Source organism: Streptomyces sp. NBC_01166, assembly GCF_045039765.1.
In the GTDB taxonomy this organism is placed as follows: domain Bacteria; phylum Actinomycetota; class Actinomycetes; order Streptomycetales; family Streptomycetaceae; genus Streptomyces.
In genome coordinates this window covers 6097775-6109530 of record NZ_CP108613.1, presented here as the reverse complement: position 1 = coordinate 6109530, position 11756 = coordinate 6097775, and the positions used below count along the sequence as shown (strand labels likewise).

At 63.8% G+C, this 11756-nt stretch carries 12 protein-coding genes; 5 read left to right on the top strand and 7 right to left on the bottom strand.

Annotated features, from left to right (window positions below; all coding sequences use genetic code 11):
* The first annotated feature begins 86 nt into the window (after positions 1-86).
* From OG379_RS28245 to OG379_RS28225, 5 genes are all read left to right on the top strand, one after another.
* The gene (locus tag OG379_RS28245; RefSeq protein WP_405665787.1) at positions 87-557 is read left to right on the top strand and encodes a hypothetical protein; all 471 of its coding nucleotides are present in this window, start codon (positions 87-89) and stop codon (positions 555-557) included.
* Positions 557-2881: a hypothetical protein gene (locus tag OG379_RS28240; protein WP_405665786.1), complete on the top strand. Its 2325-nt coding sequence runs from the start codon at positions 557-559 to the stop codon at positions 2879-2881. Before OG379_RS28245 ends, OG379_RS28240 begins: the two co-directional genes overlap by 1 nt.
* A gap of 48 nt (positions 2882-2929) precedes the next feature.
* Positions 2930-3481, top strand: a complete 552-nt coding sequence (locus OG379_RS28235; RefSeq protein WP_405665785.1) for a hypothetical protein — start codon at positions 2930-2932, stop codon at positions 3479-3481.
* A gap of 104 nt (positions 3482-3585) precedes the next feature.
* Positions 3586-4173: a hypothetical protein gene (locus tag OG379_RS28230; protein ID WP_405665784.1), complete on the top strand. Its 588-nt coding sequence runs from the start codon at positions 3586-3588 to the stop codon at positions 4171-4173.
* 401 nt (positions 4174-4574) lie between these two features.
* Positions 4575-5645, top strand: a complete 1071-nt coding sequence (locus tag OG379_RS28225; protein WP_405665783.1) for a (+)-(1(10)E,4E,6S,7R)-germacradien-6-ol synthase — start codon at positions 4575-4577, stop codon at positions 5643-5645.
* Here the strand turns inward: OG379_RS28225 and OG379_RS28220 are convergent.
* From OG379_RS28220 to mycP, 7 genes are all read right to left on the bottom strand, one after another.
* Positions 5565-6038, bottom strand: a complete 474-nt coding sequence (locus tag OG379_RS28220) for a hypothetical protein (RefSeq protein ID WP_405665782.1) — start codon at positions 6036-6038, stop codon at positions 5565-5567. The two genes, OG379_RS28225 and OG379_RS28220, sit on opposite strands and share 81 nt — an antisense overlap.
* 102 nt (positions 6039-6140) lie before the next feature.
* The gene (locus tag OG379_RS28215) at positions 6141-6440 is read right to left on the bottom strand and encodes a WXG100 family type VII secretion target (RefSeq protein WP_362937856.1); all 300 of its coding nucleotides are present in this window, start codon (positions 6438-6440) and stop codon (positions 6141-6143) included.
* Between the two features lie 65 nt (positions 6441-6505).
* Complete coding sequence (locus tag OG379_RS28210) at positions 6506-6859, bottom strand: WXG100 family type VII secretion target (RefSeq protein WP_104789510.1); 354 nt, start codon at positions 6857-6859, stop codon at positions 6506-6508.
* Between the two features lie 75 nt (positions 6860-6934).
* Positions 6935-8191 carry a S8 family serine peptidase gene (locus OG379_RS28205; protein WP_405665781.1) on the bottom strand — a complete coding sequence of 419 codons (1257 nt, stop codon included), beginning with the start codon at positions 8189-8191 and terminating at the stop codon, positions 6935-6937.
* 25 nt (positions 8192-8216) lie between these two features.
* Positions 8217-9908, bottom strand: coding sequence for a hypothetical protein (locus OG379_RS28200; protein WP_405665780.1), 1692 nt, complete (start codon positions 9906-9908; stop codon positions 8217-8219).
* On the bottom strand, positions 9905-10345 hold the full coding sequence (locus tag OG379_RS28195) for a hypothetical protein (protein WP_405665778.1): 441 nt from the start codon (positions 10343-10345) through the stop codon (positions 9905-9907). The genes OG379_RS28200 and OG379_RS28195 overlap by 4 nt, the downstream gene beginning before the upstream one ends.
* Positions 10346-10492: 147 nt before the next feature.
* A complete protein-coding gene (gene mycP, locus OG379_RS28190) occupies positions 10493-11755 on the bottom strand; it encodes a type VII secretion-associated serine protease mycosin (RefSeq protein ID WP_405665777.1) in 1263 nt (420 codons plus the stop codon).
* Between the last annotated feature and the right edge of the window lies 1 nt (position 11756).

Below are 11756 nucleotides of genomic sequence, written 5' to 3'. Positions count from 1 at the left end.
CCGCCGCGGCGTGTGGGGTGGCGCCGCCGCGCCAGATGTTCGAATCGTTCAGCATTCCAGTACGCACCGACTGACGGGGGCTCCGCATGGCATGGGCCGAGTGGGAACAATTGAAGGAAGACGCGGCCGACAAGGGCGGCACGCAGATGCACCTCAACAAGGCCGAGCCTGGTGGCGGTGGGGGCAGGAAGGGAGACCTCGCCGTCAACCAGACCGACCTGTCGGGCGTCCGTAACGAGGCTTCCAAGCTGAATACGCGCTTGTGGAAAGAGGCCCGCGTAGCAGTCCCGACCAGCGAATCAGCGGCGGGCGATCTCACCACGCAGGGTTTCGAACTCGGTGGCGCGCTCCGGCACGTGGCGAACAAGTGGGACGTCCAGCTCAAGTCCCTTCTCGATGCGTGTGGTCACATCGCCAACCACATGGACTTCACGAAGTACGTGCACGCCGGAGACGACCAATACGTCCGGAGCAGGGTCAGCAGTATCGCCGTGCTCGACGAGGCCTTCGACGACGACAACGCACCCAAGGGTGAGAAGAACAAGGCGGACAACTGATGGATTTCGAAACCTTGCGCTTCGCCAAGTTCGGGCAACTGGACGCGGCCGTCACCGACTGGTCGACCATGGTGAGCAGCCTCGCCGCCCTGAAGGACGATGCCCGGGACGGTCTCAAGGCAGCGGCCGACAAGGCCGACTGGTCGGGCGACAACGCCGACGTCACCAAAGGGTTCGTCGACAAGACGGTGCGGGAATTCGATGACGCCCACAAGCAGGCGAAGTCCCTGTGGAACATCGTCAAGGACACACGCGACGAGTTGAAGGCCTACCAGAGGCAGCTCAACGAAGCCTTGGAACGCGGGTCGGCGAAGAACCTCAGGGTCGCTGCCACCAGTGGTGGGGGGTTCACCGTCACGGCGAGTACCCCCTATGTCAACCCGCCCGTGGGCTCGCCCGTGGGCCCGACCGTTCCGGGCTCCAGCGAGAGCGAGCGCGATGTCAACGCCCTCCGCGGCGAGCTCCAGGGGATCCTCGACAAGGCGACCGAGAGCGACCACACGGGCTCAGTAGCTCTCAGGGCCCTCGCGGACCAGTCCGAACTGGGGTTCACGGGCGCCGAGTACAAGGACCGGGACTCCGCTGACAAGGCGATCAAGCAGGCCGACGAGCTGGCGGCCATCGCGAAGAAGAACCCGGACGACCTCACCGCCAAGGAGTTCGACAAGCTGAACACCGGGCTCAAGAAGATGTCGGGCGACGAGCTGTTCAGTGCCCGCTTCGCGGAGCAACTGGAAGCGCAGGGGACGTTGGACTTCTGGGCGGAGCTGAACACCCCGAGTTCTACCGACCTACAGAGGGCCCGGGGCGACCGGTTTGACGAATTGCAGCAGAACCTGAGTCTCACCCTGGCCACTGCCAGTCATAGTGATTCGTCCGGGATGACGAAGTGGAAGCACGAGATGGTAGAGCTCGGCAGCCAGCCCATCTCGAAGAATTCAGGCACCGTCGGCTTCCAAGTGATGAGCAATCTCATGCGTTGGGGGAACTACGACAACAGTTTCCTCAACGAGTACGGGAACGAGTTGATCAAAACCGAGAAGGAACGCACCGATAACGGCAGGCACGGCACCTGGAACACCCCGGCCCCCATGGACCCGACACTCAACCGCACCGGATCCGATTCCGGCATGGACCCGATGACCGGCTTCATGAAGGCGCTGTCGAGCAGCCCTGACGCCGCGACGGAGTTCTTCAGCGACACCTTCCTGACGAAGGAGGAGGACCACGAGTTCAAGGAAGACACTGACGGCGACAAGAAGATGGGGATGAGGGAGCTCAGCAACTTCGACTACCTCTTCGGAGAGCGGGACTGGCCGGAGGACCAGACCGACAAGGGCGAGGACAGCATCGCTGGGCGCAACAACATGGCCCTGGCCCTGGAAGCGGCCACGACCGGGCACCCGGCGGGCGAGGGCCCCAGGGAAGACGCGTCACCACACAGCGCACAGCAGGCCAAGCTCATGGGGGATCTCGTCGCCTCAGTATCCGAAGATAAAACACGCCTGACGGATCATAGTTATATGGGTGACAGCATCGGCCAAATTACATCCGAATACTTGCCTGACATGAATCGAGCAATGAGTGACGACCCGGGAGTGCTGGAAGATGGGGAAGATGGAAAAATCAGCAACCTCTTCCCGATCGCTGGAAGTCCGGCGGATCTAAACCATAGAGATACAACTCGATTCCTACTGGCAGTCGGCCAGACCCCTGAGGGTTACGCCCGGGTGGAACTCAGCCAAAAAGAATACATGATGAACCTGATGGATCACCACCTGAACCCAGACCTGCCGACCGATCAGCGATTCTCCTCGGATAAGAACCTGACGGTATCCCAGATTTCCTACGCCTCAGGGGAGGTAGCCGGAACACTCGCTATTGGTCGGCAGGAAGAAATCTCAGGTGCTGCAGAAGAGAAGGACAAATCCTACGACCACGCTTTGACTCAGACAAAGGGAGCCATCTCCGGAGGCATTGGGATCGGCATCGGTGTGGGTACATCATTCATTGCTACCCCGGCGGTCGGTGCTGCCGTTGGAGGAGCAGCTGGAACCGCAACCGGAATGTTCATGGAAGAAATTTTCAAAGACTACGAAGGAGAGGCCAAAAACGAGGCGGGCCCCGTCATGGCCGAACATTGGGAAAACGGGCGCGATACAAACTTCAAGCACAGCCAAGAAGCGGCAATCCGAGCCGCAAAGGCCCACGGGATCCCACTGGGTGATCTCGCCACGTACGCTCGCACAGGCGCGCGCGATGGTTTTACCGACGCCGGCCCCAACGTCGCAGCAATGGGGCCCGACCTCAAGACAGACATCTAGGCAGTCCCTCCCGAGCCCTCGCGGCAAGTTCATGAATTGAGTGAATTTATGACCCGTGGCGTAGCCCTTGCCCACTGTAAGAGTGTTTCATGGATTTCCGCAATTTCTGCCGCTCTCATCGTCTCGCTTGTGAGCTGCTCCGAGGGAGCGGAACAAAAATACAACGTCCCAACTTCCTTGTGTGGCACATCGATGCCGGCGGGGCTGCTGTCTCCAGTACTCCCCGGGGGGGAAGAAGTGCTTGAGAAGAGCGAATCACCCGCCGATGGAGTCGAGCGTTGTCAAGTCCTGGTGGACAATAAGATTGCGCTAGTGGCAAGTCAAGAATGGTGGAATGACAGGCCGAATCTGACAGATATAGCGCAGGGCCAGGCTTACGTAGAGCTTGATAATTTTTCAGACGACGGAAGGTACATCTACTCCAAACGCGGCGCGGTAGGAAAGGTGGAGTGCGCAGAACCGATCCGGCCAGGGAATGAACTATTCGCGGTAGTTCAGGTACCCGAACCCGGAACAGCAAATGAAAATGCAGTGAAGAAAATTATCACCGAGTTCACCAAAGCCCTGAGCTCCTCGAAGCAGTGCACAGGCGGCGGCTGAACTGATATCAAGATCGCGCACAATCGAGGGAGGCGACGTGACAGCTGTGTCGCCGATCCTGTGGCCCGAGCACAAAGGATAGGTAGGCGTTGAATACATTGAACGTGGTTGTTTTTGCGCTGGCCACCGGGCTCATCGCCATGGGCTGCGTCAAGGCGGACAGGGTCCGCAGGTGGCGTGAGTCGTTCAGCCCCTCGGCGCCCGAACTCCCCGATTCCGCCTTCATAGCGGCTCGCGTCGTCCTCTTCGGGATGGCGGGTATCGGCATCTTTTCGGCGTTCCCGTTCATGGCCGTGGTCGCCGATGGGGAGTGGAGCGATGACGAGCTGTCCAGCGCGGTCAGCCAGGCCACGGCGGAATTGGACGGCACTTCGCGTTTCGGTGACATCTTTGGTGATGACAGCGGATTCGACGAGGAGTTCGCGACAATGATCGAGGAGGAGATCGCCGAGAACGGCGGCGGTGGCGCCTCGCAGGACGGGGTGGGGGCCAGCAGTGCAGCCTCGAACAAGCCCTCGGACGCCGACTACACGGTCCAGGCCGCAGGATCGGACGCGGCCTTCTGCGTACACGTCGTGCGCACGCCGTCGAAGGACGGAGACTACGAGTCCCCCGGCGTGGCGGGTGGAGCCGGCTCGGTGACGGTCCCGAACTACGACTTCGCCGTGACGAGCCGTGAAGGTGCGTGCTGAGGGATCTCCCCTTCCCAGCCCCGCATCCCCGCCGAGACAACCCTGCGCGGATCGGTCCGCCTGGCACGGACGACTGCGGTGGACCGGGCGTACTCGGCCTTTTCGAGGGTCCCGGATGGGCGGAACCCAGTGCTCCATCGCCGAATCGATGAATCCTGAACTGGCAAGAGGCACTTTCGGGCCAACTGTGCTCAGAGACCGATCAACTGCAAACGATGCGTGATCAACCACTTTCGCACCTCCCGTGGGCGCCGGAGGCGCTGTCAGGGGCCTGGACCCCGGCTGAAAACGACAGCCGTCCACGAGCCAACCAGGCTTGAAACGGCTGTACCCGTTCCCCGTACACCTTGCTAACTTCCGGGTCTCAGAGGCATTGAAAAGCACATGCGAAAGGGCGGTACATGACCTCCCCAGCACCAGCGCCGAAGATCCCCCAGCTGTGGGTTCCGCTCCCCTCGGGGATCCATCCAAGTTGGCGTGAGATCGACGAACGCTCGGCCGCCTGGCTCGATCGGTTCGGCCTCTACTCCGACCGGGCGCAGCGCGAACGGCTGACCCGTATCTCCGTGGGAGAGATAACCAGCCGCGGCGCCCCTTCCGGCCGCGTCGCTGCGTTGCAGTGGACCTCGGACTTCCTGATGTGGCTCTTCGCCTTCGATGACGAGTACTGCGACGAGGGGCCCGTCGCGGCTTCCCCGGATGCCACACTGCTCATGATCACCAAGCTCCAGCGCATCGTCGAAGTCCCCTGGACGGCGCCCACCGACGACAACTACAGCGCGGCGCTACGCGAGTTGCGTCTGCGGCTCGACGGCTTGACCACCCCGGTGCAGACAGCCCGTTGGGCCGCCAGTTTCCGCGCCTACCTCCAGGGACAGATCTGGATGGCTGCCAACAGCGCCGCAGGGCGGATCCCCACGCTCTCCGACCACCTGGCGGTCCGGCTCGACTCCTCCGGGGTCAAGATCTTCTCGACCCTCAGCGAGATCATCCACGGGTACGACCTCCCCGCTGCGGACTACGAGCGCCATGACATCCGAGGGTTCGTCGAGATCTTCGCCTCGATCATCGGCTGGTCCAACGACCTGGTGTCGTACCACAAGGAGCGCCAACGAAGCCAAGAGGGATACGGAAACATCGTCGACTTGATCGCGTACGAGCGGAAATGCACCCTCGACGAAGCGGTGAGCGAGACCGCCGTGATGCACACCCGCGCCATGGCCCTCTACCTCCGTCTCCGCGACCAGATCCTGCGTGACGCCGGCCCCGAGCTCGGTCGATGGATCACGGACTGCGACTCCTGGATCCGCGCCGACTACGACTGGTCCCTCACCACCCATCGCTACGTCAACCCGGAGAACCCGGCCGACCTGCCGGCCGGCAGCGCCGCTTCACCCTTCCAGGAGAGGGAAGCCGACCAGCCTCTGCCGATTGCCAGCATCGCCTGGTGGTGGACCCTGGTGAAGGACTAGCATCACGCCGCGCGCCGGGGGCTGCGGGGCCTGTGAGGTTCTGCGGCCCACCTGGGCACCCGCGGAAAGCGGCTCGCTCGCCCCGGGGCTGCGTGACCCCTGAACGGCTGCTGAAAGGCGTTCAGGTGGTGCGGCGGCGTTGGCGGCCGAGGGCGAACGCGGTGGCGCCGAGCGCCAGTACCACCGCCACTCCGCCGAGGATGTAGACCAGTTGGTCGTTGTGGTTCTTCTCGGTACTGGAGCCTGCCAGGGCGGCGTCGCCAGCCTTCGCTGTCTTCTCAGGCTTGGCCGAAGCCGAGGCGGAAGCCGACCCGTGTCGACGTGGACGTTGAGGACCTGGTTGGCCGTCCAGGCCGGGTTGGATGACCAGATAAGGGCTGCGGCCGCTGGCATGATGGCTGTTGCGGCGCTGGTTCCGCCGTTCCCCCATGACACACGTCAGGGTGGGCACCTCCCGTGCGTGCCCACCCTGATCTGTTTGTTCTCTGTCGAGTCCTACTCGAAGTTGGCTCGCGCCCGCTTGTCGCCGGCCTGGTAGGCCGTACCGGCGTCGCGCACCTTGCGAGAGATCTCAGACAGGGCCGTGTGGATCCCCGTGGCGTCGCGGTCCCAGCCGGCCTGTGCCGCGTCGTACGCCGTCTTGGCCTCGCCGACCCAGAGCTCGGAGACATTGGCGATCATGCGCTTGATCGACGCAAGGTCTTCCTGAAGCTGCCTGCTCTGCCGGTCGATGTCCCCGGCAGCCTGCTCCAGGCTCGAGTAAGTGACAACCATCGTGCCGTCGTTGGTCGACATACGGTCCTCCAGTTCAATCTAGTTCGATGTGGTGGCCCGTACTCGGTACGGGGGTACAGCAAGCTTCAGAGGGAGTTGATGGCCGAAGTCTTGGCCTCCGAGCCAGTGGAGTGGCCGTCGACGACGTCCACGCCCTGGAGGGCCTGCCTGATCTCGTCTTCGGTGTTGCCCGAGATGGTGCGCGCCGCCTTGATGGCTTCCTGGAAATTGACCAGCCGGGTGGCGATGCCGCTCATCCTGACGTTGATGTCAGCCTGCTTGACGTTGAAGGCGTTGGCGCCGATGCCCTTCCAGGCACCTTCCAGGCTGTCGATCGTCGCCTGCAGCGTCTTCAGCTGGCCCCTCACGGAGTCGAATCGCCTGCTGAGTTCACCCTCGAGCTTGAGGAGCATCTCATCTGAAAGCTTCTGATCTGCCATGGTTCTGGCTTCCTTCCTGGTGCTCTTGTTCGGTCCGGCGTTCCCGCCGGGGTGCGTGTGAAGAACTGCGGTCGGTCAGGCGCTGCGGCGCTTGCGAACCAGCGCGAAAGCGCCGCCGCCGAGCACGAGGACTACTGCCACTCCGCCGAGGATCAGGCCCAGTTGGCTGTCATCGTTCTTCTCCGTGCTGGAGCCTGCCATGGCGGCGTCCTCAGCCTCGTCCTTCTTCTCGGGCTGTGACGAACCTGATGCGGATGCGGCAGGCGAGGCTGTGGAGCCGGACGTCTTTTCCTTGGTGAGGGGGCTGATGTCCGGGGCGCCGGGGGCTCCCTTGCCCTTCAGGATGTTCATGGAAGGACGGATCAGACCGTGGCCGAGGTACTTGCTGAGCGTGCCCTTTTTCCAGTCTCGGCTGGCGGTGTCAAAAAGTACGTTGAGGACCTGGTTCGCGGTCCAATCGGGGTGGGCGGACCACACCAAGGCTGCCGAAGCCGATGCGATCGCGGTTGCTGCACTTGTTCCGCCATCACCGTCGCAGTATGCCTGGAATCTCTCGTCACACCAATATGGGATGTCGTTACCAGGAGCTGCAATATCGACGATGCTCCCATTTTGGGAATACTCGGCTACCTTTCCGTCTCGGTCCGCCGAGGAGACACCAGCGACCTGCGGATACGCGGCTGGATACTGCTCCCTATTGTCCTTCTCGGCATTATTCCCTACACCAGCAAAGAAAATTTTTCCCTTACTTTCGGCATATTCGACCGCTTCCTTCTCTTCCCGAGATGCAAAATCGCTGGCAAAAGACATGCTGATGATCTGCGCGTCGCTGTCTGCTGCAGCTCGAATTGCATCTCGGGTGTCATGAGCATTTACCGAATGCTCATTTTGGAAGTTTGTATCGGTGATGCGCATCGGGAGGATTTTCGCGCCCGGTGCGAGGCCTTTCAGCCCTCCACCCTTGCCAGTTCCTGCGATCAACTCAGCCATTGTGGTGCCGTGGCCGTCATAGTCGTCGTATTCGTTACCGTCGGCCCCTGTCGCGTCAAGCCCCTTCAGGACTTGCCCCTCCAGGGACGGCGTCGATGAATTGACGCCTGAGTCGATGACAGCCACCTTGATGCCCTCGCCCGTGGTGACTTTCCACATCTCCTCGGCCTGCATCGCACTGAGGTACCACTGCTTCGATTGCACGTCAGCGGCAAGGGCCGAGGGGGCAGCCCCCGCGAACCCCACACTCCAGGCGGCGGCCAAGGCCACAGTGCCTAGCAAGCGCCCTCGCAATTGGAGAGGGCTATGGCGCTTCCAGGTCTGGCTCATTACTGCTGTCATCCCGACTCCCGAACCTTCCCTGTACCTACTCGATCACCGGCGGTGCGGATCCACGGCGGCCGGCCTCCCAGGTCTCTCTGTCTTCCGTCAGGAAGTCCGGGCGTGGCGTGCCGTCGTCCTGATCCTCGTCTCTGGAATCCTTCCGACCCGCAGGGCCACGAACGAGCCCCGCACCTCCGGCGGTGAAGCCCTTCGCGCCGACGCCAGGCCGTGCAGCCCCTCCGCGGGGTGTACCCACAACTCCATTGGTGCTGGGGGTGCCTCGCCCACCAGGGCGGGATGTACTGCTTGTACCACCGGCTCCGATCACCGTGCCGCGCGAGACACCACGAGTACCGCCGGATGCCCCCGCGCCGGGAACGGTGCGCTGAGGGGTCCCGCCGACGATGCCGCCTCTACCCGCACGCGGACTGGTGGCTCCGGACGTACCTGCCTGACCTGCGGCCATGGGCCTGCCACCGGTAACACCGGACCGACCGGCCGTGGGCGCCTGCGGGCCACCACCGGGGCGTCCGGTGGTTCCGGAGGCCGACCCCCCTCCCATCGGCGCTGGGCGCCCCACCGGAGAACCGGCGCGGCTGTTTGCCGCAGGGCCGCTTCCCGATCGGGAACCACCGGGTCCTGTCTGGCCAACAGCTCTAGGCGCGCCTGTAGTGCCCTGGGGGCCCCGCGAACTATTCGTAACGGGGTTCACGAAGCCAGGCGCCATGGGAAGGTTCGGGCCTCCCCCAGGCACGGCAGGGCTAGTAGTCGGTACAGGGGATGGTGTGTTCGGAGAAGTCACCGGCGGCGGCGCGGTGGAGACACTATTGATCTCTGTCGAAGCACCCTTGTCCAGGACAGGCGGCGTTACCGGAGGTTCGATCACTGCTTGGCCACTGGTGCCACCAGATTCCGCCCTGCTTGAGGGTGCATGGCTCGCGCCCTCTTGTGACACGCCGTTCCCCGACGCTCCGGGACCCGCTGACGAGCTTTCCGAGCCAGTCGTGGGCCTGATGTATCCACCCGGCCGCGGCATCGCCACATCAAGCTTCTTGTCGAACCGCGGCGGCTCCTGCGACGCCAGCGTCTCCCCCGCGACCGCGTAATACGAAGCCAGCCGGTTCGCCTGGTTGATGGCCTCCTGGCGGTCCTTCTCGACCTTCAGCGCCGCCGCGTACTCCGGGTTCGTCTCGATCCGCGCCGGGGACTCGATGTCCTCGGGGGACTTGCGGATGAGACGGCTGTCGCGAGGAGGAAGGGAGTTACGCACCGAGGCGAGGCCGGTGCCCGCGACCGTGATCTGCGTGCCGGCCGCCTGGGCGAATTCGCCCAGCTTCTCGGCATGGGCCACCAAGTCCGTGCCCCAGTCCTGGAAGGCGACTCCGGACTCGCCCTCCCAGTCCACGCCATTGATGAAACCGCCCAGCTCCCTCGCCGCGTCACTGATCGCGGTTCGCGCCTTCAGCAGCGCCCGACCAGCCTCCTCGAGGTGCTCCGGGTTGGAGTTCTCGATCAGGTCGATCATCACGTTGAGGTCAACGCCCTCGAAGGACGTCCGTCCCGAGGCGCCAGGACTCCCGAACCCGAATGCCTCCATCACGCCCTGCATCTGACGGGTCACATCCGTGACGATCAGCTGCCCCTGGACGCGCTCCGTGTCCTGCTTCTGCTGCTCTGCGGGAGTGAGCTCCGGCTGCGTCTCGGAACCCGGTCCCGGCTTCTTCGGTTCGCTCATTCGGCTGCCCATCCCCCGTCACTCTGCTTGTCGGCGTTCTGCTCAGGCTTGCTGTGCTTCTCCGCCCGCGCCTTCTCGCTCTCCGCGTCCAGACGCATCTGGATCTCGTAGAACCGCCGCCGCGTTTCGTCGTCCACGTTGTCGAAGCCGACCGCCGCCGCATGCACACCGAGGCTCAGGTACTCGATCTGGTCACCCAGCGACTTCGAGAGCGTGACGAGTGCATCGTGGACGCGGTTGTACTGGGTGTAGAGGCCGTCCGCCTCCGCGAAGCTTGTGTTCCCGCCGCTCAAGGCGTTACGCGACACCGTCTGTGCCGCGACCTTCGACTTGCCGGCCGGTGAGCTCTCGAGGTCCGCCAGCAACGCGTTCACACTCTTCTGGAACTTCTCCAGGGCGCCTACTCCGCGCCGGAGATCTCCTTTTCCCTTGCTCACGTTGCTGCCCTTCCCCGATTCCCCGTTTGCTCAGTCCGTTTCGCGTTGCTATCGCACCCGCGTGAACAGCACTGACCCCATAACATCACTCTAGCCAATGGCACTGACAGGACCAACTGTCTTGTCCATCACGTAACTTCCCCGGCCTCATGCACCGCCAGGTCGCCCCAGCCGCCGCTGTCTGTCGCGTACGGCCACCGCCGCACCCGCGATCGCGGCGACCAGGACTCCCCCGCCCACCACGACATACGTCGCGAGCCGGGCGTTGCGTTTCTCGGCGGTTTCGCCCAGGTGGACGACGGCCGGAGAGGGCGCCTCGCCCTTGCTCACACCTTCGTGTGCCACCGGTTTCTCGATGGGCTTGTCATCCTCGGTCAGCGCGCGCACCGGGTCGACGACGCCCCAGCCGACCAAGTGGTCCTTGCCCGCGATCGAGCGTTCCGCGGTCTGCTCGATCTGGGCGACGATTTGCTCCTGCGTCCAGTCCTTGTGCTTCGCCTTGATGAGGGCCGCGACCCCGGCGACGTACGGGGCCGAGAAGCTGGTGCCGTTGTCGGAGCAGTGTCCCCCGCCGGGGACCGTCGAGATGATGTCCACACCGGGGGCCGAAACGCCCACGTCGCCGGACTGGGAGAAGGCGGCCCGCTCGTTGTTGCGGTCCGACGCACCCACGGACAGGACACCCTCGTACGAGGCCGGGTAGGTCTTCTTGATGTTGCCGCCCAGACCGTCGTTGCCGGCCGAGGCGACGACCACGATCTCCTTGTCCAGGGCGGCGTCCACCGCCTGCTCCAGGAGGGCCGTGGGCTTCACCGCGTCGGCCGTGTCCTGGGAGATGTTGATGACGTTCGCCCTGCCCGGCCCGGCGGCGTAGTTGATGGCGTCCGCCAGCGTCCCCGCCGTCCCGTGGCCCTCGGCGTCGTTCTGCTGGATCGGGATGATCGTCGCGTCGGGAGCGAGGCCGGTGAAGCCGGTGCCCTTCATCTCTCGGGCGGCGATGATGCCGGCGACCTTGGTGCCGTGCCCGACGACGTCGGTGGTGCCGTTCTCGTTGCCACGTTCGATCTTGTTGCCGTTGTCGTCCTTGATGTTCTTCGGCAGGTAGTTACGGCCGCTCCCGGCGTCCACAGCCTTCTTGAGCTGCGGGTTCTTGATGTCGACGCCGGTGTCGATGACAGCCACCCGTACGCCCTTGCCGGTGGACTGCTCCCACAGTTCGTCCATCAGCACACGTTGGAGCGCCCAGGGCCGGCCCGTGTACATCTTCGAGTCCGGGCCGAAGTTGCACTGGGTGGAGTCGTCCGCGGCTGCGGGCAGCGCCGGCAGCGAGACGAGGAGAACGGCGGTGGCGGCCGCGGCTGTCAGCAGCCGCCGCGAACAAGCCTGGGAGGAAGAGGTGTCCGTTGTCACG

Bases quoted from the DNA above. Each gene is read 5' to 3' on its own strand.
- OG379_RS28240 (WP_405665786.1), top strand. From the start codon at position 557: ATGGATTTCGAAACCTTGCGCTTCGCCAAGTTCGGGCAACTGGACGCG.
- OG379_RS28225 (WP_405665783.1), top strand. From the start codon at position 4,575: ATGACCTCCCCAGCACCAGCGCCGAAGATCCCCCAGCTGTGGGTTCCG.
- OG379_RS28210 (WP_104789510.1), bottom strand. From the start codon at position 6,859: ATGGCAGATCAGAAGCTTTCAGATGAGATGCTCCTCAAGCTCGAGGGT.
- OG379_RS28235 (WP_405665785.1), top strand. From the start codon at position 2,930: ATGACCCGTGGCGTAGCCCTTGCCCACTGTAAGAGTGTTTCATGGATT.
- OG379_RS28245 (WP_405665787.1), top strand. From the start codon at position 87: ATGGCATGGGCCGAGTGGGAACAATTGAAGGAAGACGCGGCCGACAAG.
- OG379_RS28220 (WP_405665782.1), bottom strand. From the start codon at position 6,038: ATGCCAGCGGCCGCAGCCCTTATCTGGTCATCCAACCCGGCCTGGACG.
- OG379_RS28200 (WP_405665780.1), bottom strand. From the start codon at position 9,908: ATGAGCGAACCGAAGAAGCCGGGACCGGGTTCCGAGACGCAGCCGGAG.
- OG379_RS28205 (WP_405665781.1), bottom strand. From the start codon at position 8,191: ATGACAGCAGTAATGAGCCAGACCTGGAAGCGCCATAGCCCTCTCCAA.
- OG379_RS28215 (WP_362937856.1), bottom strand. From the start codon at position 6,440: ATGTCGACCAACGACGGCACGATGGTTGTCACTTACTCGAGCCTGGAG.